Here is a 24,580-nt window from a genome sequence, read left to right as displayed (position 1 = left end):
GATACAAGGCATACTTACTAATATGAGTCTCGACTTCCCCTGCCGCAGGGGCACGCGGCGGGCGGGAAGCCACTGCGGATCGCCATCCTGTCCCACCTCCATCACCCGATTTCCAGCCCGTTCCTCGGCGGGCTGGAAATGCACACCTCCCTGATGGCGGATGAATTCGCCTCACGCGGCCACGATGTCACCCTTTTCGCCAAAGCCGGCTCCGTGTCCCGGGCACGGGTGGTGGAGGTCCTTCCGGAAACCTTTGAGTTCCGCCGCAGCCTTGCCCCGGAGCGGATGAGCCGCCAGCAGCAGGTCCTCGACACCGCACTGGGCTCCGCCGTTACGGCCGTCCGGGAGGGCGGGTTCGACGTCGTGGTCAACAACTCCCTGAGCCTGCTTCCGTATCTCGAACTCGCGGATGTGCCCATGCTGACCATCCTGCACACCCCGCCGCTGCCGTGGATCGTGGACGCCGTCGAGGAGGGGCGGGCACCCCTGCCGCCGCTGCACCGGTTTGTCAGCGTGTCCGCCCGCAATGCCACGGGCTGGTCTGCGCACCTGCCGGACCTGCACGTGATCCACAACGGCATCCGCCTGGCGGACTGGCCGGCCGGTACGGGATCCCGTTCCGGAACTGCAGTCTGGGCCGGGCGGGTCACACCGGAAAAGGGCCTGCACATTGCCATCGACGCGGCGCAGGCGGCAGGCATGGAACTGCATTTCGCAGGGCCCATCAGCGACGCAAAATACTTCGAACGCACCGTGGCGCCGCATCTGGGCAGCGGAGTCCGCCACGTCGGCCACCTCGATCACCGGGACCTCGCCGCCTTCCTCGGATCCGGCGAGGTCTTCATCGCCTCCCCGGTCTGGTCCGAGCCCTTTGGGCTCACGGCACTGGAAGCCATGGCCTGCGGCACCCCGGTTGCAGCCCTGCCGCTGGGCGCCATGCCGGAAATCATTGACGACGACGGCGGGCGGCTCGCCGACGGACTCGGCGCAGCTGCCCTGGCTGCCGCCGTCACGGCCGCGCGCCGCCTGGACCGGGACCGCGTGCGGGCATCGGCTGCCCGCTTCAGCGCGGCAGCCATGGTGAACTCCTACGAAGACCAGATCCGGTCCCTGCTCACTCCGGACGTGCCGTCCGCCCCGCACGCCGAAGCCCTCGTCCCGTAACCGGAGCCGTAATTGCCTTCCCTGCGCCTTCCCCGTGTCGCCTACTACGCCCATCACCACGGCACCGGGCACCTGCGGCATGCCGCGAACCTGGCCCGGCTCAACTGCGTGGAGCTGCTGGTGACCGGCACCGCCCCCGCCGGAGGAGCGCCCCGGCTGCCCGGCGGCGCGCGGTTCGCTCCGTTGCCTCCCGACGTCGCCCCCGAGGGTCCCTTTGCGTCCGGACCGGGGCAGTTCCTGCACTACGCACCGGCCGGCCCCGAACTGCAGGCCAGGTTCGCCCGGCTGCACCGGCTGTGGGAGGAATTTGCCCCGGACGTAGTGGTGGTGGACGTGTCCGTGGAGGTGGCGGTTTTTGCTCGGCTGGCCGGCTACCCGGTGATTCACCGGCGGATGCACGGGGAACGGACAGACCAGGCCCACCGGCTGGCGTACGAATCCGTGCACGGGCTGGTCGCCTACTTCCCGGAAGCCGTCGAGGACCCGGCGCACCTGCAGGCCTACGGCGCCAAGAGCACCTACGTGGGCATGCTCGCCCCGCACACGGCGCCGCGGCCCGGGCTCATTCCGGTGCAGCCCCGGACCGTTGCGGTGCAGACCTCATTAGGCGGCAGCGGCGTACCCCTCGAGGATGTGTTCGCCGCGGCCCGGCAGACCCCGGGATGGCAATGGGAGGTCCTGGGCCACGCCGCCGGCGCGCCGGGGGAGGTCCCTGTGAACGTGTCCCTGCCCGGCGTGGTGGCGGACCCGGGACCCCGGCTGGCCGCCGCAGACGTGGTCATCACCTCCGCCGGACACAATGCGGTTGCCGCTGCGGCCGCTGCCCGGCGTCCGGCACTGCTGATCCCCGAACCCCGGCCGTTCCGCGAGCAGGCGGTCTTTGCTTCGTCGCTGGCCGCGGCCGGGGCAGCCGCCGCGGCGGACTTCGCTTCAGTGTCGGACTGGGCGGGTCTGCTGGAGGATCTGCGCGGAGCGGACCCGGAGCTGCTGGCCCGCACACTGCTGGTGTCCGAGGAGGATTACCGGGAACGGTTCCTCGCAGCCGTTAGTAAGGCGCGTTGACCCTGACCGCTGCCAGTTCGGCGGGATCGGGGCGGCGCAGCAGGCGCAGCTCGTCTCCGTCGCGGTCCCACCGGACGTAGCCGTCCCGGGCGAAGGCCTCCAGCCAGCCGGTCATCGGCCAGCTGCCCCATTTGCGCCGGAATGCCGCGGCATTGACCACAATGGAGTCCAGATGCTGCAGGGGCGGGCGGTGCACGCCGTGGTGCTGGTGGAACATTGTGGCCGCGGAGAACGCCAGGGGCACAGCCTTCCGCCGGGCCGTGAAGGCGAAGTCCGTGTCCTCTCCGCCGTAGCCGGCGAAGGATTCATCAAAGCCGCCGATCCGGGCGAACGTGTCCCGGTGCACCGCAAATCCGAGGGACCAGAACAGGGCATAGTCCTGCGAGCTAAGTGCCGGCTCTCCCGGCACAGGCGCCAGGGCAGCGCGTGCGTGGTGAGGAACGGAACCATGCAGGAGCACTGACTCGTCGCCGTCGGCCACCCAGGCCTGGACGTCTGCGTCGGCTGCCAGGTAGCGGGGTGCTGCCATCACCAGGCCGCCGCTGCGGTCCAGGTCCGCCAGCAGATGCTCGAACATTGCCGGGGCCGGGATGCAGTCCACATCGAGGAAAACCAGCGTGCGGGACCGGGCCGCAGCTGCCGCGGCATTCCTGCCCGCACCCAGGGGGAGCGGGTCTCCGGGCCCGGACGACACATGGACCACCCGCAGCGGTACTCCGCTCCGCGGGGGAACGGCGTCGGGCTGGTTCAGGTAGCAGACCACGATTTCTGCGGGCAGGTGGGTGGAGCGTCCGATGCCGCGGACGGTGTTCGCGAGGTGGGCGTCCCGCCCGGAGCTGATGATCAGGACCGAAAATCCAGAGCCCGTGGGCTGCATTGTTACCTTCCGCCGGAGGCGCCCACAGCCGGGCGCCGGAAAGAACTAAGTATACTGAAGAAAGGAATTTGCGGCGGAGAAGGAGCAGGCATGGGCACGGCGGCGGGTTCGATCATCCGGGTGGCATCGGTGCCGCACAGCCAGGTCTATATCCGGCACACCGGAGCCGTCCCGGGGGAGCCGAACCCCGTTGTGCGCCTGCCGGACCCGGACCCCCGCAATCCGGGCCAGTCCACGGAAGCGACGTGGTGGCCGCCGGTCATGCTGGACCCCGCCTGGATCCGGGAGAACGCGGATGGTTTCGACCTGATGCATATCCACTTCGGCTTCGATGCTATTTCCCCGGCGGATCTGCGGGCCGTCACCGCGGAGTTGAAGGCGCAGGGCAAACCGCTGGTCTACACGGTCCATGACCTGCGCAATCCGCACCATCTCACGCCTCAGGCCCACGATGCGCAGCTTGACGTGCTGGTCTCCGCGGCCGATGCGCTGATCACGCTCACCCCCGGAGCCGCCGACGTCGTCGAGCGTCGATGGGGCCGCCGCCCGCAGGTGCTGCCGCACCCGCATGTGGTGGATCTTGATGAGCTGGAACGCCGCCAGTCGCAGCGGCTCGCTGCCGGGCCCCGGACGCAGTTCCGCGTCGGCGTGCACCTGAAGAGCCTGCGCCCGAACATGATGGACGGGGCAATCCTGCCGGACCTGCTCGACGCCGTGGAGCAGCTGCCCGGCGCCGTGCTGCAGGTGAACGGACACCCGGACATCCTCACACCGGGAGGGGATAAGTTCCGTCCGGACCTGCACCGCTGGCTCACGGAGGCCGCCGCCGCCGGGCGGCTGGAGCTGCAGGTGCGCGACTACTTCGACGAGCCGGCGCTGTGGGACTACCTCTCCAGCCTGGACGTGTCCGTGCTGCCGTACCGTTTCGGCACCCATTCCGGCTGGCTGGAGGCCTGCGCGGACCTGGGCACAAACGTGCTGGCACCGTCCTGCGGCTTCTATGCCCAGCAGCGCTCCGCCGTCACCGAGTTCATCCATGACGAGGACGGGCTCGACGCCCAGTCCCTCGCCGCCGCGCTCAAGCAGGTCCACGCGTCCCGGCACTGGTCCGGACTAAGCCGGGAGGAACGGACCGCCGAGCGACGCCGGGTGGCCGCCGCCCATGAGGCGATCTACCGCTCCCTGCTGTAACCGCCGGCGTCGTTCCGCTTGTGCGGGCTGGTCCAGCGGGCAGCGGGGGCCGCAGGTCAGCTACGCGTTCGCGCGTTCCTCGTGTTTGCGTCCGGCCCGCGCAGCGAGGAACAACAAGGATCCGATCGCAACGTAGACGGCGGCGCTGAGCCAGATGGCCGCGGATTGCTGGGTGAGGAGTGCGATGCTGGCGATGATGGCGAGGACCGGCATGAACCGGGGCGCTGAGAAGTGGTCATGGTCCACTTTGTCCTTTTTGAGGACGAGGACGCTGACGTTGGCCGAAAGGAACACCAGGAGCAGGAGCAGCACGGTGGTTTCCGCCAGGGTGGCGACATTTCCGGTGAGGGTCAGGACAATCGTCAATCCGGCAACAACAACAATGGAGACCCACGGGGTGCGGCGGCCCGGCAGCACGCGGCTGAAGGCCCGCGGGAGTAAGTCCGCTTCCGCCAAGCCGTAGCCGACCCGGCTGGCCATGACCATGAACAGCAGCGCTCCGTTGGCAATGGCGATCAGCGCGATGATGCTGAAGAGTCCCGGCGGGATTCCGACGCCGCTGGCGGCGACGACGGCGAGGAGGGGGCCGGTGGACTCTGCCAGCTCCGTCGGGTCCATCACGATGACGGCACCGAGGGCGATCAGGAGATAGACCACCCCGGCGGTGCAGATGGCGCCGAACAGTGCCCGGGGGTAGGCCTTGGACGGGTTGCGGACTTCCTCGGCCATGTTTGCTGCCGCCTCGAAGCCGAGGAAGGAGAAAAAGGCGACGATCGACGCCGCGAAGGCGCCCTGCAGGGGCGGCACGTCCGGTGCGAATTCGAGGAGCCGGGAGGGTTCCCCGTTGCCGGAGGCGAAGACGATGGCGCAGACGACGATGACGATGACGAGGCCGGTGACCTCGATGATGGAAGCTATCAGGTTCGCGGCGAGGGACTCTTTGACGCCGCGAAGGTTGATCAGGGTCAGCAGGATGATGAAGACGACGGCTGCGGGGGCGGCCGGTACGTCGATGAGCGCCGTGAGGTAGTCGCCCGCGAAGGCGTTCGCCAGGGCAGCGGCCGTGGTGATTCCAGAAGCCATCATCAGGAATCCGACGAGGAATGACACGTAGGGGATGCCAAAGGCCCGGTCGGCATAGCGTGCGGCTCCGCCGGCGTGCGGGTACTTGGTGATCAGTTCCGCGTAGGTTGCGGCAGTGAGCAGCGCGACCACCAGGGCGATCAGCAGGGGTAGCCAGATCGCACCGCCGACGTCGGAGGCCATGGTCCCCACGAGGGTGTAGATGCCGGCACCGAGGGTGTCGCCCACGATAAACGCGAACAGCAGCGGCACACCAACGGCACGCTTCAGTCCGGGTGATGTTTTTTCTGTGGTGGTGCCGGTCTCTTCCGTCATTGGGCTATTGGAAACCGTTTGCCGCCCCTGCGCAATACTTGGGTGAAACTACCTGCAAGACATAATCCTTCTTCCTATTGTCCGGCCCGGGATGCCGGACAATAAACAGGCAAGCGGAAGAGCCCCAAGCGAGGAATTGCTCGAACTTCCCTGGGGCAGGCCACACCACACCAGCCCGCCTAGCTGAGGAGAACCCGCATGTACCGTAATCTGCGCATCACCGCGCCCGTGCTCACCGCCGTCGCCGGCCTGGCACTCATCACCGGGTGCACCGCCGACCCGGCGCCGGCACCCGAGGAAACCGGAACCGCTTCGTCAACCACCGTCGGGACACCGGAAAGCACGGCTTCCGCCTCCCCCACGGATCCAAGCGCGTCAGCGGCACAGTCTGCCTCCAGTGCTGCGATCACGCTTAGCCGCGGTCAGGAGCACAGGATTACGGATGCGAACACCAGCGTTAGCATTACCTGCTCCGGCGGCGGGGACATCGACGTCGAGACTAATGGCGCCAGCGTGCGGACAACCGGTCAGTGTGAAGACATCGAGCTCCGCGGCAATGACAACTCTGTCAGCGGAGAGGATGCGGAGAGCCTCGACGTCGAGGGAAGTAACAACAAGGCAGACCTTCGGAATGTGCCCGAGATCGACGTCGACGGCACCACCAACACCGTCGGCGTTGAGCAGACCGGAGACATCGAGGTCGAAGGGCAGAACAACAGCGTCACCTACGCCTCCGGGGATCCCGTCATCGAAACCGAGGGGACAAACACCGTCTCGGTCCGCTGAACACGGGCATGGCCGGACAACCCTCACCGCCCTGTTGCGGCAGGATGGCGGCATGGAGAGGACCGGGTCGGCGCGGCTGAGGGCGTCATGTGGATCGGACCTCGAATGCCGTCGTAACGTTGTGCCCTAATGGCTTCGGAAAGGGTGGACGTTGTGAATGCAGAGGTGACCTTGGGATGTTATCCGCGTGATGATGTCGCATGGGCGAAAGACGGCAAGGTTCGGGAAGGTCGCGCGACGGTATGGGTCCGCCAGCCTGACGGAACGTTGAAGCCCGCAGGTGAATTCGCCTTGGGGGACGGGAGTGTTATGCATCCCTATGTGGAAGTCGGTGGCGAGTTTGTCGTTGAGTTGCGCGCCCGCTTCGAGTCTGAGATCTTCGAGCGCCGGGTGGCCTTCATTGCCAGTGGCGACGAGGCCAGCGATGTCTTTGTCTCGGCTATCGGGCCCGGCGCGCACGCTGAGCCCAAGGCCGGCCTGTTTAAACGGACACGCTATTCAGGCTTCGAGTTTGGTGTGATGGTCATGGCCGCCACGACCGAGCAGGGTACCCGTATCAGCGACATGCCAGGCCCGCTCTTCAAGCATGGATCCGGCGACGGCGTAGCTGCCGTTTCTGCTACCTAGCAGCGGCAGCAGGGGCAGCGGGCGGCTCGTTGGCGGCGAGCTCTCCGGTCAATTTCAGGCACTGCAGGCGGGCCGGGGAGTAGTCGTAGGGCATCATTCCAACGGCGTCGATGAGGCTCACGTGCTTTTCCCCTCTGCTGACGTCCTGGCCGGTGGCATTCTCACTCGCCGCGCCAGCGGAGTGCAGAGCATCCCAAGACTCGAAAAGCTCATCGTCTCTCTGCGCCTGGCCGCAATTGATGATGGCGGCGTCCAGCTTCCCTTCGAAGGCGTGCCTTTCGGCAGCAGCCCGCGCCACCCGGGGGTCGTCGACGGCGACCGTGTCGTCGAGTGCCTCCTCGGCGGCCTCCACACGGTCGGATTCCTCCCGCAGACCCGGGTGGGCGGCCATGGCGGCGTAACGGCCGGCGTTGACGGCCGCACCGAGCGGCCCGAAGATCTGCTCCATGACCAGCAGGTTGTCCAGGTCCGTCTGGCGCAGCCAGCCCTCCGGCAGCTCCTTGAGGCGGCCGGTGACGACGTCGGAGAGCAGGCCCATCCGGCCCTCCAAGGTGCGCATGCGCTTCACGCCGACGGCGGCACCGCGGCCGCTGTCGGCGCCGACAGGAGCGGGGTCGGCAAAGACTTCACGGATGTCGTCCATCCCCATCCCGGCGTCGACCATCTTGCGGATCCACAGCAGCCGGATCATGTCGTCATAGCCGTATTGGCGGTGGCCTTCGCTGCCCTGTTCGGGCTCGGGCAGCAGGCCGATCCCGTGGTAACGGCGGATCGCTTCCGGAGTGGTGCCGGCGAACTGTGCCGCGTCGGCGATCCCGACCTGGCGCGGCGGAAGCGGGATAAGCGATGAATGCATGTGCGGTGCCTTCCAGAAGGGGGCGGAACGTCACGCCCCGGTTGAACTCCGTGGCGGTGCGGACGGTGCAGCTTCCCGCATGACACTACCGCGCGGAGGCCACCCGGATCCCGCTGAACTGCACTATGTCACTTGGGTAGCCGTCATATATGACCAGCTCAACTGCCCACATGAGAATTGCACGGCCGACCACGGATATGGATGCCGCAATACGTTTCTGGGTGCGAGGGATCGGTGTGGCATCTCGGCGTCTACGAACGTTGCCAGCGGGCTATCGTCGTTAGCTCCGGGTCGCAAAGCGGACCTGGATCCGATTGAGTTCAGCGCGTGGTGCTGCTCCAGGGCTTTGCCGCCTGGCCAGATCTCCTGCCGGTACTGGTTCATGAGGATGTGGTTGACGTGGTTACCCAGGACGCTTTGAAGCGAAGAATGCGGTTCGCGGTGCCATGTGGTTCGCAACGGCCTCCCACAGCTGCGGATAGCGCATTCGCGCCACTTGTTCGATCAGCCAAGGGGGCCGGGGCCAGGGCGGAACCTCCTCGTCCGCCTGCGGGTATGCTCGCTGTCATTTCGCTGTACCCAAGGTCAGTACGGGCGTAGTTCATGCTGACGGAGTCCGTGTCCTCCAGCGACGGCTGGGGCATAAGCCCCAGCACAGGAATAGGCATGCGCTTCAGGTTCTCGGCCCGTTCAGCACGGGGGCGGGGGCGTCTTCAGGGAGAATGCCAACCATGCTCATGCCTTGACTACAAACGAGGATATGTGTGAACGGGAATGGGCTGCAGGCCCAAATGGCCCGCTTGGGGATCCCGTGGTCCGTCAGGTGAGCCGTAGCGTTTGGGCCACCTTCACCGGGCATCTTTGAGAGCGGGGTATATGCAAATCCTCCCCACCAGCATCGACATGACAGTGCTGGTGGGGGGGGAAGTGGCGGTAGCGCGGCGCATTGGGGGACCGGCTTGCGGGCCTCAAGCACGGATGTGATCAGGCACCTCTTGTATCGCTGCCTTGACACAAGGCTTTGCCTTCCGTTTGTATTGTCGTCAAGATACAAGCAGTCCTAGGAGGACATTCCATGGGGTCGATGGCGGTAGTGTTAGCGGTTGCTGTAGCAGCCTTGCTCGGAGCCGGCTTGTGGGTTCTCGTCCGACGAGCCATCCGGGGCTCCCAAGTGACACTCGTACCTGTTCCTGCATCTGCATCCGGGGACCGTGACCATGCTCCGGTATACCGCAGCGAGGTGCGGGCATCACTGACAGCTTTACTCATCGGGGTGTCCGCCACTGTCCTGACGTGGCAGGTCGGCATTTGGTGGCCGCAGGGGTACGGGCTCCCATACGCTCTCGCCGCGTCAGTAGGCGCTCTCGCAGGACTCATCACTTACAACCTGCATCGAAGGACACTCTGGGACTCACCTCCAGGGGAGCGGACTCATGCGGAGCTCACACCCAGGGGGCCCGCCTCGTTTGCCCGTCAGTGGGTATTCGCCCTTCCACTTGCTACGGCACTCACCCTCATTCTCGGACTGGTACTCACCGGGTTGTACTCATCGACCGACGAAAACGGGCTGCATCGCATCTACCAGCGCCGCGGGCTCTCAGGCTGGGGTATCGAGGACGGACTGGTAGTGGACGTGCAGTACAACCTGTCCTCGACTGGTCCTTTCCCCGGCTGGTACTACGGCGTCCCCGTCATGATCAGCACGGTCCTGCTGATCATCGTCGTGTACTGGTCGCTACGCCGCATCGCCGCCGCAGCCAGACCGACCTCACCGGGTCTTTTCCACGTGGATACGACTCTCAGATCACTAAGAACCGTGTTCGTCATGGCCACCTCCAGTGCAGCCCTCGCTTTCCAAGTCGCAGGACTCCTGGCCGTAACCGGCAACGTCTTACGGGTCAGTCACCTCGACGCAGTCCCTACTGCCGATACCTTCGCAACTGCTAACACGGTCCCGGTCGAGCCTGGGCACACACTCGCACTGATTGCGATCTTGTCCTCCCTGGCCGTCGCCGTGGCCGCGGTTATCCTCCTCATCAAAGCTCTTACCGTAGTAGCGGACCTTTGGTCCGCTGAAAGAACAGCACGCGCCTCTAACCATGGGCCAGAGCGATGATCAGCATCGACTCCTCATCATCAGTGTCCCCTGTGGAGCAAATCCGTTCCCAAATAGCCGCTCGGATCCGCGCCGGCCAGTTAGCCGCCGACACACGGCTGCCCCCGGTCCGCCAGCTCGCCGCTGACCTTCGAGTAGCACCAGGATCCGTGGCAAAGGCCTACAAAGAACTCGAGAAAGCAGGGCTCATCCGCACCAAGCGGGCAGCAGGCACCCGGGTCAACCCCGGTCACACCAGCACAGAACCCCTCATCAAAACAGTTGGAGACCTTGCTCATCGGGCAATCCAAGAAGGACTCAGCCTTCGAGAGACACAAGACCTTCTCGCCCATGCCTGGACACAGCTACACCAGGAACCCAGTTCACGCCCGAACCCAGACGACCCACCTACCCCATCGCGGTAAGAAAAGCGCCCGTTGAGGGATCCTTCAGAGGGCAGCTGAACCTGTGTGGGCGTGATCACCTGCCTTGAGCCACTTAGCCCTAACCTGAACGTCTGAGAGCTCGTATCCGAGCTGGTCATAGAACCCGATAACCGGACTGTTGTCGCTGCGGATCATGAGTTGCACTTTTACTGCACCGCGTTCAATCAACCATTGTTCACAGGCCTCCATCATCAGGCGCCCCAATCCGGATTCCTGCCTGTCTGGGGCGACCGCGAGGTAATAGACCCAGCCTCGGTGCCCGTCGTGCCCTACCATCGCGGTGGCGATCAAGTCTCCGTCCAGTGAGTACCCAAGGACTGTGGATGTCGGACCGTTCATCGCACGGAGGAGTTCGTCCATTGGATCGTTCCACGGGCGTGTGAGACCGGTAGTCGTCCACAAGGAAACGGCGCTGTCGTACTGGTCTTTTGTAAGGGGGCGAGCATTCATTCTGCCGATTGTAGGACCTCATGGGCTGCCGACCACATTCCAGCGCCAACGCCAGACCATTGAGGAAGACGCTGACGCCCCATCGAGGGATCCCCAGCGGGCACACTTTGTGATCGATCTTCAGCACTGTCTCAGGTAGGCATCCCTTGAGGAACGACCCATGATGAGGGTGAACTCGTGTGGTTATTGCCGTCAGCACAATGAACAGGAGGTTGCGGAGGTTCGGAGTCCGCGGCGCATTCCGACCCGTATCCCTTCGCATCTCACCCTCCAATTGGGGCTGATCTTGCCGCGCTAGTGTCCAGCCATGACCATTGCGAAGAATTACCGGCGTTTCGCGGAACTCGAAGCACACGGCGTTTCCGACATTTATGAGGACTGGGCCCACGGCGTCGCCGAAGATCCGTCGGTGCAGGCACTGGTGGGCGGGCTTCCGCCGGCTAAGCGGCAACCGAACCTTGTCTTCGCATCTGCACGGTCCCAGGGTGCACCCCTTGGAAACTACGAGAACTTCCGAACCTGGCTTCTCAGCAACTGGCAGAGCGTGGACTCGGTCATCCGCACCCGTTCCACCCAGACCAACGAGGCCGGTCGGTGCGCGGTCCTCCTTCCCGAACTAGCCGTCATCGAAGGACCGGTCGCATTGCTGGAAGTTGGAGCCTCAGCCGGGCTCTGCCTTTACCCGGACCGATACAGCTACACCTACCAGCGGGGGGATGGACAGGTCCGGGTGGATCCGCCGCAGGCTACGGATGTGGTGCTCGAATGCGAATGGCGAGGCAATGCCACCGTCCCGACCAAGGTTCCCGAGGTGATCTGGCGCGCGGGTATCGATATAAACCCCATCGACATCAGCGACCGGGAGAACCTGCAGTGGTTGGAGACGCTCATCTGGCCTGAACACGAGGCCAGGCGCCAGCGCCTCCACGCCGCCGCGGCTGTGGTCGCCGCAGATCCGCCGATGCTCGTGGCCGGTGACCTGAACCAGGAGATCGGGAGGCTGGCACGGTTGGCGCCGCCGGAGGCCACCTTGGTCATCTTCCACAGCGCTGTGCTCGTCTACCTCACGCTCCCGGAGCGGCAGCAATTCGTGGACCAGGTGAATGCCCTCGACTGCGTCTGGCTAAGTAACGAAGGCCTGCCGGTCTTGCCCGAGATCACCGCCCGGATCCCTACCCGGACGATGCCAGAAGACGGGGCCTTTGTTCTGGCCAGAAACGGTTGCCCGGTCGCTCTCACCGGGCCCCATGGACAATACTCCCAGTCCCTAAACTGATTTTCCCCTTGTCCCGGGGAGGTCATTAGAGTGCTTCGTTGGCCCCGCCCGCGAAGGCGCCCGCTGACCCATCGGCTTACAGGCAGTCCGATCAACACCGGAAGGCCGGCATTAGGATGCCCGCTTGGGGCTAGTATTTGGTCATGCCAGACGACCCCGCCCGTCGAGTCATCCGCCTGTTTCCTGACTACGGGCACCGGTGGCCACTCTGAGAGAACAGCACCCCCGGCCACCCGAGCAAATACACAATGGAGCCGGCAGACTTCGGGCTGTCAGAAACCCTAACTGACCGACTTCGCGCTTGGTACGACGCCTGGGAGGCCGAGAACCTTTATGAAAACGGTTGGAGTTCACGCGCCAAGGAACGGGCATGGAAGGCTGAGGGTGCCAGTATCGCCGAGCAACTTCGATCAGAGGTCAAAGCCTTCGCTGACGTGGAATACGACGAGTAGCGGCCCCGACACCACAGATGTCCCGCAGAAGCCATGAACACGCCTCTGGGACGCACAGAGTCCCTCGATCCCCCTCCGGGTGTCATCGTGGAATTCGTTCAAGCCGTCGTAGAGACTCCCTGGCCCTCGGGATCGGTAGATTCCCGCAACTACTTTGAACGCCTTGGATGCGAGCTTAGGCCTGTCAGCGGATCTGATGATGAGACCCTGCTTGGCATGACCAGAGGAGCCTTCGTGATACCCCGTATCGCGACAGCCAATGCCTTATGGGCGGCCCTCGACCGATCTCTCTTCAGCCTCAACTTTTTCACCTACGCGAATGCCCGGGACACCATTGCTGCTGTCGGTACCGGATACGACGCAGTAAGAAATGGACTCATCGGCTTGTACGGGCAGCCGCTTACTGAGCAGGAAGGCCCGTCTGCCTATCGTTCCGCTGTCTGGGCGGAACACGACACTCTGATCGAGCTGTTACCGCACGTACTGCAGGCTCCCATGCTGCAGATTGGCCTGAGCCACCGCGAGGGTAACGCAACCTACGAACGCCGCATCGCACAGACTGCGGATGCACCGAAGGCCTAAGCACCATAAACGGGAATCGGCGGCGCCCGGTGGGGGACCGCGCACGGAACGCGATTACGGGAGGATGATGGCATGGAAGGGAACATGGTCTGGCCGAGCATCGACGTCGAGCGGCAAGCCCTGGCTGATGACCTTGCGCAGGTGGACGAGCCGCTGTGGTCGGTGCCTTCGCTTTGCGTTGGCCTGTCGGTGCGAGAGGTGCTCGCGCATTTGACGGTTAGCGGGGCCGTGTCAGGTCCGCGCTGGTTTGCCGGCGTCCTGCGCGCCCGTTTCGACTTCGACAAGCAAGTAGATGACCGTCTGCGCGAGCAACTCGGCGCTTCCCCCGCGGAGACGCTGAGCCGTTTCCGGGCGACGATCGGCAGCCGCACATCGCCACCCCTGCCGCGCCTGGCACTGCTGGGCGAGACCGTGGTCCACGGGGAGGACATTCGCCGACCGCTCGGTCTTATCCGCGACTACCCGGCCATAACCCTCTCCTCGCTCCTGCGCTATTTCGCGGGCACCGACCAAATTGTCATCGCGAGAAAGCGAGTACGTGGCCTTCGTTTGGAGGCCTTCGACACCGGTGTCACCCTCGGGGAGGGCGACGTCGTCCGCGGCAGCACTCTAGCGCTCATCATGGCGATGACCGGCCGAGATGCGTACTACGCCGAGCTCACCGGTGCTGGTGTCGCCGAACTAAGCGCCCGCTCTAGCTGACTACCCGGGATCAGGTGAGCCGTTCGGTTAGGTGCACGGTGACCGCGTCGCCCGGCTCCTTACCGAGTTTTCTTACACAGCTTGTCCCGGTCACAGATCGGCTTACGGGCGTATCGCCCGGGGCGTTGTAGCTTCGTGGCTTCTGAATCGGATCCGGTAACTGACCCCTTTTATAGACTCCGTGGCTACACTCGAGGGAACGTAGCCGCTCGTCATCGGGGGAACAATGGAATCGGCAGCTAAGAAGTGCATCAAGTGGGGTGTTGTGCTGATTGTTGTAGGCGGCTTTGTGCTCGTGCTGCTTCCACTGTTGACCGGCCTGCTCGCAGAAACTGCGGGCCCGACAGCAGCCATTGGAGTCGGTGCCGTAGACGTTGTTCTCACGTTGGTTCGTTGGGCGTTGATACCCATGGGTACAACCCTGATCGGCGCTGCGGTTGTCATCCGAGCCCTGGCTCCGTCGCTTGAGCGTTCTCGGGGAAACTCACACTTCTGACGCCTAAATGCATCTCTAGTCGTTGTACTCCAAAGAGACAGTCCCCGGCCCAACAGCGTCCACACAGGGATCCCTTTCGAAAAGGACAAAGCCACCGCCAGGCCGAAGGGATCTGAAGGGTAGTAGTTTCGCGCCTTGAATATGCTTGCGTATATGCCAAGTACATGCGATGCTTGCAAATACCCCGTCCACTGTAGCAAGGAGTACGCTCGTGAGCCCCTATGAGGTAAGCCCCCAAGAGGCCGCTATCACGATCGCGGAAACCGACCGGCTGGCCGCAAAAATGCACAAAGATGTGTATGCAATGCGTGTCGCGATGGTGAGCCTGGCCGCCGCTACTGCCTTCGGGCTGCTCATCATTGGGTTGGTCCCGTCGATCGGTGCTGTCGTCGCTGGAACCACCGCGGTAGTCGCGGCAAGCATTCCGGTATCACTCGTCGGCGCAACCGCACGAGCACGCGACCGGGCGTTCTCTCGCCGCTACCTTTTTACTATTGGCTTCTGGGGTCTGTTCTTCGCCGGGACGATCATCACAGGCATGTACCTCTACCCGCAAGTACCGGGCTTCTGGATTCCCGCGGCAATCCTGTGTGCAACCCCGCCTGTCGCCTTCATCGTCACAGGAAACCGAGCGGCCCACTAATGGCACACCCACGATCCGAGCTCGATAAAGAACTACTCTCTCCTCTCCGGCTTTCCATCCTCGCCGCTCTCTCCCGAGTGGGCGAAGCTGAGTTCGCCGCCATTCGCGACGCAATTGAAACGAACGACGCTGAGCTTTCACGACAGCTCACCAGACTCTCTGATGTTGGCTACGTTCGTATCGATAAGCAGCGATCGGGCCGTTACATGAAGACGTGGCCATCCCTCACAAAAGAAGGACACGCAGCCCTCACCGCACACATCGCGGCACTCAAGCGGATCACAGACAACTAAGATTTCAATCCTGTTCAACGTTGCCCGGCTAGGGTTCCTCTTACGGCCACTCAGGGAGTCAAGCGGTAGGTGGCAAACTGGGTGAAGTGATAAACACCATCCGCGATTTAGGGCCTGCCGATGTCGAGGCGCTGCAGAATTTACTCGAATCGTCCCGGACTATGCCGAGCGGATTGCCGGCTATCCGCCGGGGCCGGCGGACGCCCCCAGCGCCTTGATCTCCGTACCACTCAACTTTCCGCGGGCAAGCGTGGAACCGGCTGGTGGAATGGTGCCGACCTCGTCGCCTTTGCCGACATCCTTTTCGGTTACCCTGATCCCGCCGCGGCCTATATCGGACTTTTCATCGTGCACGGCGACCACCCTGGGAAGGGCTTGGGACGAGAGCTCCACGACGCGGTTCTTGCGCGCGTTCACCGGCAATCGTCCGCCGAACGCCTGCGGTTCGGGATCATCGAGAAGAACGCGGCTGCATCGGAACCATTCTGGCGAGCACTCGGATACCTGCCGACCGGCGAACGGAAAACCGTACCACTACGACAAACTCAGCAGTACCGTCACCCTCTGGGAACGGCCCATCGCACGGGCTCACTGAAGAGCACCGAGTCCCGCCCTGTGGAGGGATCCCTCTCAGGGTCAGCACGCGGGTTCGCAGGGGTAGGCCGCGTACTACTTACCTAAAGGCGTCCAGCCTGACGGTAGAGGCCCTCGGACGGTCCCTCGCTTGTTGTCTGCTTGAGCTGACCAGCCCTGTGTAGTTTGCCCCGTATGAAAAAGGCCTCTGGCTACTCGGAGGCCCACGTCGGGATGCTTCATCCCGGAGGCTCCTCCCCGCCGCGTGGACGCGCGTACGCTCCAACGTTTGTCGGCAAATCCACCTCCACGAAAGACTCGGTAGTCTCCATAGCGTGCTGGGTCGAGCAGATTCCAGCACCATTCCCAAGCGTTACCCAGCGTGTTATGCAGGCCGAAAGTGTTGGGTTGCTTCAACCCGACAGCTTGAGGTTCATCCACCTGATCATCGGCAGCCCACGCGATCCGGTCGAGGGATCCGTAGTGCGGCCCCGTCATTCCGGCCCGGCAGGCATACTCCCATTCGGCTTCCGTCGGTAGTCGGTACCCGGTAGCTTCAGTCTGCCAAGTTACATTGCCCTCATCCATTACATAGACGGGCACGAGTCCGTCGTGAATTGATGCGGCGTTGCAGAACCTGACTGCATCCAGCCAGCTCAGATCCACCACGGGCGACATGGCACTTGATTTATCATCGCCCATCACCTGGGCGTATTTGGCTTCAGTAACGGGAACGATTCCGATGGAGAACGGTTCGAGCTTCACGGACCAGTGACGTCGGCGTCGCGCGTCATGCAGATCCACCGCTCCTGCCGGCAGAGGGCGAACATCGAGAGTAGCCATTCCGCCATGCTCTCATCGAAGAGCAAGGAGAAACGTCGTATGGCGGTAGCCGATCCCTCAGCGCGGTGGTCAGCTTGGGATCGGAGTCTGCTGATAGGAGGCTAGAGCCCAACCGGGGCCGTTACGGACATACACGCTGGTCATCAGGGACTCGAATGCCGGTGCTGGGTTGTCGCGGTAGGCGGTACCTCGATAGACGAGCACGGCGGCGGATTCTCCGAGTGGGATGAGTCGTTCCTCATTGATGTCGTAGGAACGCCAGGGTTCCTGCAAGCTCATGTGGCTAGGGTAGTCGCCCTTGTAAGGCCGCGCCCCGCAAGGGAATCTCTACCCGGGACACTTTGCCGTCGAAAGTCGGTATGTGTCCCGTGTAAGCACGCTGACCGCCCCTTTACCCGACAGCTTCCCGCGCGAGCATCCACCCCGTGGTGTTGCACTGACCGTCATCATTGTTGCCGGCAGCTAAGACGGATCCATCACGGCGAAGTGCGAGGGTATGTGTCGAGCCGCCCGCAACGGCAACAACATCACGCCAAGATGCGGTCTCGCATTGTCCTCGGCTATTGTCTCCAACGGCAAGAACACGCCCTCCGGCAGTGACGCCCACCGTGTGATGGCTGCCTGCCGACACAGCGACGACGTCGCGCCACGCAGAAACCTCCTGGACGCCGGACGCTCGGTCTCCCGCGGCGAACACAAATCCGTCTGTGTCGAGGGCGACGGTATGTAAGTAACCTGCGGCGATGCCGTGCAGACTCCGCCACTCGGTAACCTCGCACTGTCCTCTGCGGTTATTTCCCACCGCCGTGGCCGTACCATCGTCCCGAAGTCCTACAGAGTGCCAATCTCCGGCGGCAACTGCCACAATCTCACTCCAAGCGTCAACATTGCACGCACCCTCGCGTCGACGGCCGGTAGCTCGCGCTGTACCGTCCGCAAGGACGGCAAGCGTGCGTCGCCAGCCGGCGGCTATGCCAACGACGCTAACCCAACCGCTGACATCGCACTGTCCATCGTTGTTCCATCCGGTCGCAAGGACAGTGCCGTTCGCGCTCAATCCCACGGTGTGGGATCGGCCAGTGTTGGAAGCTGGGTGGACGTTTCCGACGGCTACTGATTCGATGTCATGCCACTCGTCAACACGACACTCCTCGGCTTGAGGAATTCCTGAGGCCACCACTGAGCCGTCTGAATTCGCGCCGATTGAGTGACGCCGCCCAGCGGCGATCACCCCGACCGCATTCTTTCGATTGAACATGCTCACGAGTGCACCCTATCTGCTGGGCAGTCCGCCAAATCACGGCCGCCTTCGGCCTCTGCGTCGCGGTGGCGGATCGGCTTAGGCGATTAGGCAGTCGCCGCAAGGCGCTTCCAAATAATCCGTTTGCCGCTGCGACGCACATTCCTTGCTAGGGGAGTGGCGCCAGAGGTTCGCGGTAGGGGACCGGCTTACGGAAGTGGACTATCTGAGTCGTTTCTTCTGAGGATTGCCAAAAATAGTTTGATCGCCTGGTTACACTTTGGTGGCTGCCGGACATTAACAGGGCATGAGCCTACAAACCATCCGGAAGGAACAGCGGGACATGGACAGGGAGAAACGTTTCCTGGCCGCCCACGCTGCCGGTCACGACCGCATTTACCGTTATTTCCGCCGTCGGACAGATAACGCCGCCACCGCTGAAGACTTGTGCGCCGAGGTCTTCCGGATCACCTGGGAAAAGACGGGGACGAACGAGTCCCTTTCCGTCAAGGTGCTCTTCGGGATCGCGAAAAACGTCCTGCGCACCCATGGCCGGTCCGCGTCCCGGTCCGCGAATCTTCTGGGAGCCCTTCAGCTCGAACGGAACCACGAGCGGAACGACGACGACTCCCGGCTCCATGAGGCCCTCGCCCGGCTCGGACCCGATGAACGAGAAGTCCTCCTCCTGACCTACTGGGATGGCTTTAGCTCCAGCGAGGTCTCGGACCTGCTCGACACCAGTGCTACCGCCGTCAGGATGCGCCTGCACCGGGCGCGTAAGGCACTCGGCCGCCTGCTCGAAACAGAATCACTTTCAGAAGGAGCGAAATGATGAGCAATACCAATCTGCCGGAAGGTCTTGAAAGCATGCTTGCCTCCGTTGACCCCGCACGCTCCGTCAGCGACAACGACCTGGCTCGCAGCCGCGCCAGATCGCTAGCCGTAATGGATTCTCCGCGGGCGGTACAGAGCAGCTCGGCTTCCCGCCTGCATGCCCATCCTCCGCTGCCTGAATCCCGCCGGGCTACCGCGCCGCGTCTCCGGCGTCGTGTCCTCCTGGCCTCCGCGGCTGCGGCTCTGCTCGTGGGTGGGGTGGTGGTGGCCGACGTGGTGCGCCCAGGAGGTCCCGGCGCAACCGCTGAAGCCGCCGAGGTCTTGAGCAACGCTGCGGAAGCAACCATCCGGACCTCCGATCCCGTGGTGGGTCCCGGTCAGTACCTGAAGATCGACACAAAAGAGCTGACTTGGAGTGGTTCGCAGATGCCGGACGGCAGCGACCTTTCCTGGCAGGCGACCGTCAGTGATCAGATCTACATACCGGCAGACAAGAACGGGGAATGGGTCTGGAACCGCGGAGAGCGGATACCGCTGGAGTCCTCGTCTGACGCCGCCAAGGCTGCGGCCGCTGAAATGGCCAAGTTGCCGCCGAAGGGCGGGATGCCGGATCCGACGGTAGGAATTCAGCGTGGCCAGGGCGGGGACTTCTACGGGAATGCGCCGATGGTCATCATCGGTACTTCCCTGAACGAAGCCGGAAGCCTGCCCCGGGATCCCCGCGCCCTGCTGGACCTCATCTATGAGCGAACGAATGGCGCCAACAAATCCCCGGAACTAGCAGCCTTCGTCACGATCGCTGACGGTCTGCGTACCGGGGCTGTCCCGGCCGATCTGAGGGCCGCGATGTACAAAGCTGCTGCCCTGATTCCCGGCGTCATTGTGGGGGACCGGCAGGCAACGGTAGACGGCCGGACGGGAATCGCCATCGGTATCCCCTCTTTGGAAGGAACATCGCGGGCCGACATCATCATTGATCCCGTTTCGGGGCTGGTGGTCGGGGAACAGGACGTGCTGCTGGATGACTCTCTGGGCTCTCCCGCCGGGACCATCTCCAGCTGGACATCGGTCAGAACTTCCGTGGTGGACTCGGCGCCCTAACCGCAGCAGTCTGAGCGCACGCGCCTACGTGCCGTTCATGGACCCGGGGTAACTGCACCCCGGGTCCATGGTCCGTTCAAAATGAGAATCCGAGGAGTAATAGATGACGGGAATCAATGCCTCCTCCACGGAGGTGCCTTCGGCCTTCAGCGCAACCGACGTCGCGGTGAAGGACCGGTTTACGGGCAGTATCTTCCGGCTACCGGAAGGCCGAGTGGACCGCAATGCTCCAGCGCCGTTCTCCATATCTTAGAACGGCGATCACATCGCTGCATGGATCGACTAAGAGGCCCCTTCTGGCAACCGGGACCACAGATCGGATGCAGTTAGCCCTTGAGCAGCCGTCTCCTTCAGAACTCGCAGGTTCAACTTACGAATCGGCTTGCTCTCTTCGTAGCTTTGCGTAGCGGACAGTAGCTGGGTCGGAAAACTATTGCGTTCGTACACTCGGGGATCATTATTGAACGCAGGATCAATGACGGTCATATCCCTCAAAGGAGAAGAGTTGATCCAACGGGTCAATGCTACGTTGATATGCGCATCACGAAACGAATAACCGACTACCAGCAACCGGTCCGCACGCGAGAGCATATTCTCGAATTCTCGCAGCATGGAAAGAAATGGTCCATCCGCGCGCAGCTTTCCTCGTGCCCCGAAGACGACCCCGGGCAACGATCCGTACTGCGAAGAGTCAGCCTTACCTGCGGTCACAACTTTGGTTTCGTAGAGACCACCGAGCCCTTTTTCCTGACGCATCCGCCAATCGATGGAACCGTGAATCTTCAGCAGACGCACCTCTGCGTCATCATCCCAGTGCCAGTCGCTCCCGCCGGTCCAACTGGCAATGCCCGTATCCAATCGAATACCGCGTCGCTCGCACAGAAGTTCGATCGATCGATCGTAGTTCAGGGTCGCGATTTCTACAGGACTATCGCTCACCTGAAGCAGAGGAGTAAGGTAATCAACGTCTTTATCCGTGACGCTTACGAGCATAGTCAACGCGTTGAGGAGTTCCGTCTGCAGACGGTTGTAGAGCTCTTCAGTAGAAGCAGAGTTACTGCCTGTCAGCGCTTCTACGGCCTTCTTAATCATCTCGCCGGGGCCCTTGAAAGCTCGATTTTCAAACATTCCCTCACGAAAATCCTTATCGAAGAAGGCAGGCATTGAATCGCCACCCTGCCGGACGCCAGCGAGGGCCGGAGACCATTGGACGAAGGGTGCAATCTCCAGCGACTCGCGTTCCGCCAGCATCTGGACTGCGGAAAACAGGTCTTCCACGTCAATGCCGGCGTAAGCGTTCGCGCCATTGGCCGTGCGGTGAGCAATCATTGCACCAATCGCGTAGTTCACCGCGTGCGTTATCCCGTAGTACTGATTCTGGGGTGTATCTAAGGCAGCGACGATCTGTTGCGTCATAGCCGTCGACCCTGGCACTCCAGCATCGATGCTTGCGCCAGCTCCGAGTAATGCCAAGGTATTCTTCGTAACTCCGACCTCATTCATGTTTGAAGTGTAGCGATTTGGACCGACTTAGCTGTCGGCCCGCTGGGGGTTAGACGCAGGAAACGTTGCACTGAGGGATCCCTAATTAGCGAATACGCATCATGGACAGACCGGGCGCATGGAAAGGAGCGTTCTCGTGAGGAGCCATCCCCTATGTAGGATCACGAAATGAATAAGTCCAACGGATGCTTGGTCACTATCGTCATAGGCCTCTTGGCATTTGCATGGGTGATGAGTGCGGTGTGGCACAACGCCATTGATGACGGGCGAACGCCACCCGAATCAGCTTTCCCTGCGGTGCCCCCAAACGCGGTCATAAAGAGCAACGAGGTGAAGTGCGGTTCAGGGGGTTGCTGGCGTGTAATGGTCATCGAGGCAGACTCAGTGAGCGCCTACCAGATCATCACGAAAATGGACCTGGCTGAAGAGCGCTGCGGATCTAGAAATATATTGACAATGAGTCGGGTCTGCGTCGGAGCCGACTATTTGACTCATGCCAAGGTGCTCCAGGTATACATGCGATACGACTTTTGACGGGTTAACCGGCTAGCACTTACACCGGTGACGGCGGCAGTCCAGCCCTTGGAGTCAAGTCGGGGTTTGCCTGTTCGCGCGCGGTAAACCTGCTCCTCGCCCTTCGTCGGGGCAGAACGCTCCACTGCCGCGTTGGCCCTGCCCGCAAATGAGCCCGTCGGAGGATTGGTTATGAGACGCGTCCCAGCGCGGCATTGAACGATGGGACGCGGACCCCACGCTAGGTTGGCAGCATGGGGATATATAAGTTGGAAGGTACCGTGCCGCTGGGACCCATGTTGGGCATCCTGCCGCAGATCGGAGCGGACGTAGGAAACGGCATCACAGCTGATGTCGATGGCGCAGAAGTCACCATCCAGTTCTCTCCCTTGTCCCCGTCGGGCTACAGCGTCATGCCCTCAACCCTCACAGTTACGGTTAGTTTCTCGGAGGGGGTATTCACGCCCCAGTGCGCGTTTGACCTTCTTGTTGACGCGACCCAAAACGTGCTCGATATGATCCGCGTTACGCAACCGACGACTGGTCTTCCTGGCACGCTGCCAAACTTCAGTGGCGTGGTGCTGAGGCGTGACTCAACTGTGGAGCCTCTCGGATTCGACTGGAGGGAGGGCTATCGCGAAGTGGCGATGATCATTAGACCTCAGGAGCTGCAGCCGCACGCGAATGACTTCAGGCGCGCGGTTCAGCGGGAACTGAACGATGATTGGGATCTTGACATTCTCATCGCGCAGGCTAGGCATTATGCGCAGATGAACTGGGAGAGCAATCCTTCGCTGTCGATGTTCTTGGCGGCACTCGTTCTAGAAACAAAAATGAAGCGGGTGCTCTGGCGTGATACTCCCTCGGACATGCAGGAGGCGATGCTCCTAGAGGTCCCAAAGACAGCTCCGCTCAAGTTCGAAGTGCTGAAGTTGTTCTCGTCCGTATCCACGAAGTACCTAGGACGCTCCCTAAAGAAGGAGCGACCGAAGCTGTGGCCGACGGTACAAAAGGTCTTCAAAGACCGAAACCAGTTTGCTCACCAAGCGGTGCACGCCACCCGTACCGAAGCGAACGATGCGGTTAGATGTGCTCGACGCGTAATGCTATGGCTGGATGGTGGATCACAGCAGAACTATCGTCACTAGCCCATCGGCTTACGGGCGTATCACCCGGGGCGTTGTAGCTTCGTAGCTTCTGAATCGGATCCGGTAACCGACCCCTTTTTATAAACTCCGTGGATACACTCGAGGGAACGTAGCCGCTCGTCATCGGGGGGAACAATGGAATCGACAGCTAAGAAGTGCATCAAGTGGGGTGTTGTGCTGATTGTTGTAGGCGGCTTTGTGCTCGTGCTGCTTCCACTGTTGACCGGCCTGCTCGTAGAAACTGCGGGCCCGACAGCAGCCATTGGAGTCGGTGCCGTAGACGTTGTTCTCACGTTGGTTCGTTGGGCGTTGATACCCATGGGTGCAACCCTGATCGGCGCTGCGGTTGTCATCCGAGCCCTGGCTCCGTCGCTTGAGCGTTCTCGCGGAAACTCACACTTCTGACGCTTAAATGCATCTCTAGTCGTTGTACTCCAAAGAGACAGTCCCCGGCCCAACAGTGTCCGCACAGGGATCGGTATACGGACCCTGGGCCATGGAAGTTGACCCTAACGTAGCGTCAGGCTTTACGTTCGGTCTTATGACTATTACGACCTTGGATACAAAAGCTGGGATGGAAGCCGTACTAAGGGCTTCCGAAGCAGATCGCAGTGACGTGCTTCGCGGGGTGTTGGCTCCTATGGAGGGAATGTTCAAGTATTTCCCTGGCGAGGTCGATCTGCTGACGATGCACGCAATGAGTTTCGGATTTCCCCCTGACCGGCTTAGTGCCGAAATTCATCAGGCCCTCGAGCTTCTTCGCAAGAATGATGTGTGGGTCCGAGTTGAAAGGGCAATGGCCGAGGCATTGGACGAGCAACTCGCCGCGACCCCGGGCATCCACGTCCCAGACATCACCGTCCTCATTGTTCTGGGGAACCCGCACGATGAGTACTTCATGGGGCCGCTACGTGGGTTTAGCGGAAACGGCAGTTCAACCGGCTACATCTCGCTGACCCTGTGGCCAACCGAGGAGAACCTCAACCGGATTGAAGCGGCCGCAGTCCACGAGCTGAACCACAACCTTCGCTACGCCCCAGGAGGCGTCGTCTGGGATCCCGCCAAAGTTGACGTCGGTGAGCAAATCATTTCCGAAGGCTTGGCTGATGCCTTCGCCCGGCAGCTATACGGTCATGCCGGGTACACACCCATCGGGCTACCGCACCTCCACGATGACAGAGTCTTCGAGAAGGTCATTACCGGCCTTAAGGTTCAGGGTATGCAGAATTTCACTGCCTGGGTGCACGGCGATGAATCCGCTAAGCGGTTCGGCGGTGAACCTGTTGGGTTGCCAACAGGGGCCGGATACGCGGCAGGAAACCGCCTGGTCGACGCGTATCTCGAAACCACTGGGTTAACAGCCGTGCAAGCGCTGCATGTTCCGAGCGGGGAAATCATCAAAGTGGCCCTTGGCGCAGTTCGCTGATCT

General features: G+C 62.4%; 26 protein-coding genes. 19 read left to right on the top strand and 7 right to left on the bottom strand.

The genetic code is table 11. The features are described from left to right. Positions 1-138 precede the first annotated feature (138 nt). Entirely contained in the window at positions 139-1,164 is a 1,026-nt protein-coding gene (locus tag GD627_RS08790; RefSeq protein ID WP_152272189.1) for a glycosyltransferase, read from the top strand. Between the two features lie 12 nt (positions 1,165-1,176). Further along, the gene (locus GD627_RS08785; RefSeq protein WP_152272188.1) at positions 1,177-2,226 is read left to right on the top strand and encodes a glycosyltransferase; all 1,050 of its coding nucleotides are present in this window, start codon (positions 1,177-1,179) and stop codon (positions 2,224-2,226) included. Here the strand turns inward: GD627_RS08785 and GD627_RS08780 are convergent. Continuing rightward, positions 2,210-3,103, bottom strand: a complete 894-nt coding sequence (locus tag GD627_RS08780) for a glycosyltransferase family 2 protein (RefSeq protein WP_152272187.1) — start codon at positions 3,101-3,103, stop codon at positions 2,210-2,212. The two genes, GD627_RS08785 and GD627_RS08780, sit on opposite strands and share 17 nt — an antisense overlap. Before the next feature lie 90 nt (positions 3,104-3,193). Here GD627_RS08780 and GD627_RS08775 point away from each other — a divergent pair, with 90 nt between their 5' ends. Further along, complete coding sequence (locus tag GD627_RS08775; RefSeq protein ID WP_152272186.1) at positions 3,194-4,294, top strand: glycosyltransferase; 1,101 nt, start codon at positions 3,194-3,196, stop codon at positions 4,292-4,294. A 60-nt stretch (positions 4,295-4,354) separates the two neighbouring features. Here GD627_RS08775 and GD627_RS08770 read toward each other — a convergent pair whose 3' ends face one another. Continuing rightward, the gene (locus GD627_RS08770) at positions 4,355-5,692 is read right to left on the bottom strand and encodes an APC family permease (RefSeq protein ID WP_146362088.1); all 1,338 of its coding nucleotides are present in this window, start codon (positions 5,690-5,692) and stop codon (positions 4,355-4,357) included. A 198-nt stretch (positions 5,693-5,890) separates the two neighbouring features. Here GD627_RS08770 and GD627_RS08765 point away from each other — a divergent pair, with 198 nt between their 5' ends. Further along, on the top strand, positions 5,891-6,478 hold the full coding sequence (locus GD627_RS08765) for a DUF3060 domain-containing protein (protein WP_152272185.1): 588 nt from the start codon (positions 5,891-5,893) through the stop codon (positions 6,476-6,478). Positions 6,479-6,631: 153 nt separating this feature from the next. After that, positions 6,632-7,105, top strand: a complete 474-nt coding sequence (locus tag GD627_RS08760) for a hypothetical protein (protein ID WP_152272184.1) — start codon at positions 6,632-6,634, stop codon at positions 7,103-7,105. Here the strand turns inward: GD627_RS08760 and GD627_RS08755 are convergent. Next, the gene (locus GD627_RS08755) at positions 7,098-7,961 is read right to left on the bottom strand and encodes a MerR family transcriptional regulator (RefSeq protein WP_152272183.1); all 864 of its coding nucleotides are present in this window, start codon (positions 7,959-7,961) and stop codon (positions 7,098-7,100) included. The genes GD627_RS08760 and GD627_RS08755 overlap by 8 nt on opposite strands. A 1,540-nt stretch (positions 7,962-9,501) precedes the next feature. Between GD627_RS08755 and GD627_RS08745 the strand changes: the two genes are divergently transcribed. Both GD627_RS08745 and GD627_RS08740 read left to right on the top strand, forming a co-directional pair. Further along, positions 9,502-10,077 (top strand): hypothetical protein, encoded by a 576-nt coding sequence (locus GD627_RS08745; protein ID WP_152272182.1) that lies wholly within the window; start codon positions 9,502-9,504, stop codon positions 10,075-10,077. Beyond that, positions 10,074-10,481, top strand: coding sequence for a GntR family transcriptional regulator (locus GD627_RS08740; RefSeq protein ID WP_104161272.1), 408 nt, complete (start codon positions 10,074-10,076; stop codon positions 10,479-10,481). The genes GD627_RS08745 and GD627_RS08740 overlap by 4 nt, the downstream gene beginning before the upstream one ends. A 24-nt stretch (positions 10,482-10,505) precedes the next feature. Here the strand turns inward: GD627_RS08740 and GD627_RS08735 are convergent, their stop codons facing one another. Next, on the bottom strand, positions 10,506-10,952 hold the full coding sequence (locus GD627_RS08735) for a GNAT family acetyltransferase (RefSeq protein WP_152272181.1): 447 nt from the start codon (positions 10,950-10,952) through the stop codon (positions 10,506-10,508). Between the two features lie 307 nt (positions 10,953-11,259). Here GD627_RS08735 and GD627_RS08730 point away from each other — a divergent pair, with 307 nt between their 5' ends. The 6 genes from GD627_RS08730 (at position 11,260) to GD627_RS17030 (ending at position 16,077) form a co-directional block, all read left to right on the top strand. Then, a complete protein-coding gene (locus GD627_RS08730; RefSeq protein ID WP_152272180.1) occupies positions 11,260-12,228 on the top strand; it encodes a DUF2332 domain-containing protein in 969 nt (322 codons plus the stop codon). A gap of 668 nt (positions 12,229-12,896) precedes the next feature. After that, the gene (locus GD627_RS08725) at positions 12,897-13,262 is read left to right on the top strand and encodes a hypothetical protein (protein WP_152272179.1); all 366 of its coding nucleotides are present in this window, start codon (positions 12,897-12,899) and stop codon (positions 13,260-13,262) included. 72 nt (positions 13,263-13,334) lie between these two features. Continuing rightward, complete coding sequence (locus tag GD627_RS08720) at positions 13,335-13,964, top strand: maleylpyruvate isomerase family mycothiol-dependent enzyme (RefSeq protein ID WP_246165403.1); 630 nt, start codon at positions 13,335-13,337, stop codon at positions 13,962-13,964. Between the two features lie 707 nt (positions 13,965-14,671). Then, entirely contained in the window at positions 14,672-15,103 is a 432-nt protein-coding gene (locus GD627_RS08715; protein ID WP_152272178.1) for a hypothetical protein, read from the top strand. Further along, positions 15,103-15,396: a transcriptional regulator gene (locus tag GD627_RS08710; RefSeq protein ID WP_152272177.1), complete on the top strand. Its 294-nt coding sequence runs from the start codon at positions 15,103-15,105 to the stop codon at positions 15,394-15,396. The genes GD627_RS08715 and GD627_RS08710 overlap by 1 nt, the downstream gene beginning before the upstream one ends. Before the next feature lie 120 nt (positions 15,397-15,516). Next, positions 15,517-16,077: a GNAT family N-acetyltransferase gene (locus GD627_RS17030; protein WP_152272176.1), complete on the top strand. Its 561-nt coding sequence runs from the start codon at positions 15,517-15,519 to the stop codon at positions 16,075-16,077. Here the strand turns inward: GD627_RS17030 and GD627_RS08700 are convergent. Together GD627_RS08700 and GD627_RS16965 are read right to left on the bottom strand one after the other, a co-directional pair. Continuing rightward, complete coding sequence (locus tag GD627_RS08700) at positions 16,066-16,812, bottom strand: formylglycine-generating enzyme family protein (protein ID WP_152272175.1); 747 nt, start codon at positions 16,810-16,812, stop codon at positions 16,066-16,068. The two genes, GD627_RS17030 and GD627_RS08700, sit on opposite strands and share 12 nt — an antisense overlap. Positions 16,813-17,203: 391 nt before the next feature. Further along, the gene (locus GD627_RS16965; protein ID WP_152272502.1) at positions 17,204-18,070 is read right to left on the bottom strand and encodes an RCC1 domain-containing protein; all 867 of its coding nucleotides are present in this window, start codon (positions 18,068-18,070) and stop codon (positions 17,204-17,206) included. A gap of 289 nt (positions 18,071-18,359) precedes the next feature. On the opposite strand from GD627_RS16965, the gene GD627_RS08685 reads away from it, so the two are divergent. The 3 genes from GD627_RS08685 (at position 18,360) to GD627_RS16470 (ending at position 20,240) form a co-directional block, all read left to right on the top strand. Further along, positions 18,360-18,884, top strand: a complete 525-nt coding sequence (locus GD627_RS08685) for an RNA polymerase sigma factor (RefSeq protein WP_152272173.1) — start codon at positions 18,360-18,362, stop codon at positions 18,882-18,884. Next, the gene (locus tag GD627_RS08680; RefSeq protein ID WP_152272172.1) at positions 18,884-19,987 is read left to right on the top strand and encodes a CU044_5270 family protein; all 1,104 of its coding nucleotides are present in this window, start codon (positions 18,884-18,886) and stop codon (positions 19,985-19,987) included. The genes GD627_RS08685 and GD627_RS08680 overlap by 1 nt, the downstream gene beginning before the upstream one ends. Positions 19,988-20,090: 103 nt before the next feature. Further along, positions 20,091-20,240: a hypothetical protein gene (locus GD627_RS16470; protein WP_153297123.1), complete on the top strand. Its 150-nt coding sequence runs from the start codon at positions 20,091-20,093 to the stop codon at positions 20,238-20,240. A gap of 29 nt (positions 20,241-20,269) precedes the next feature. Here GD627_RS16470 and GD627_RS08675 read toward each other — a convergent pair whose 3' ends face one another. After that, a complete protein-coding gene (locus GD627_RS08675; RefSeq protein WP_152272171.1) occupies positions 20,270-21,490 on the bottom strand; it encodes an SIR2 family protein in 1,221 nt (406 codons plus the stop codon). A gap of 168 nt (positions 21,491-21,658) precedes the next feature. Here GD627_RS08675 and GD627_RS08670 point away from each other — a divergent pair, with 168 nt between their 5' ends. The 3 genes from GD627_RS08670 (at position 21,659) to GD627_RS08660 (ending at position 24,577) form a co-directional block, all read left to right on the top strand. Continuing rightward, entirely contained in the window at positions 21,659-22,024 is a 366-nt protein-coding gene (locus GD627_RS08670; RefSeq protein ID WP_152272170.1) for a hypothetical protein, read from the top strand. Positions 22,025-22,257: 233 nt separating this feature from the next. Continuing rightward, complete coding sequence (locus GD627_RS08665; protein WP_152272169.1) at positions 22,258-23,151, top strand: hypothetical protein; 894 nt, start codon at positions 22,258-22,260, stop codon at positions 23,149-23,151. A gap of 541 nt (positions 23,152-23,692) precedes the next feature. Next, positions 23,693-24,577, top strand: coding sequence for a DUF2268 domain-containing putative Zn-dependent protease (locus tag GD627_RS08660; protein WP_152272168.1), 885 nt, complete (start codon positions 23,693-23,695; stop codon positions 24,575-24,577). Positions 24,578-24,580: the final 3 nt, after the last annotated feature.

The organism is Arthrobacter yangruifuii (assembly GCF_009192775.1).
Classification (GTDB): Bacteria; Actinomycetota; Actinomycetes; order Actinomycetales; family Micrococcaceae; genus Arthrobacter_B; species Arthrobacter_B yangruifuii.
This window is presented reverse-complemented; position numbering and strand designations above follow the sequence as displayed.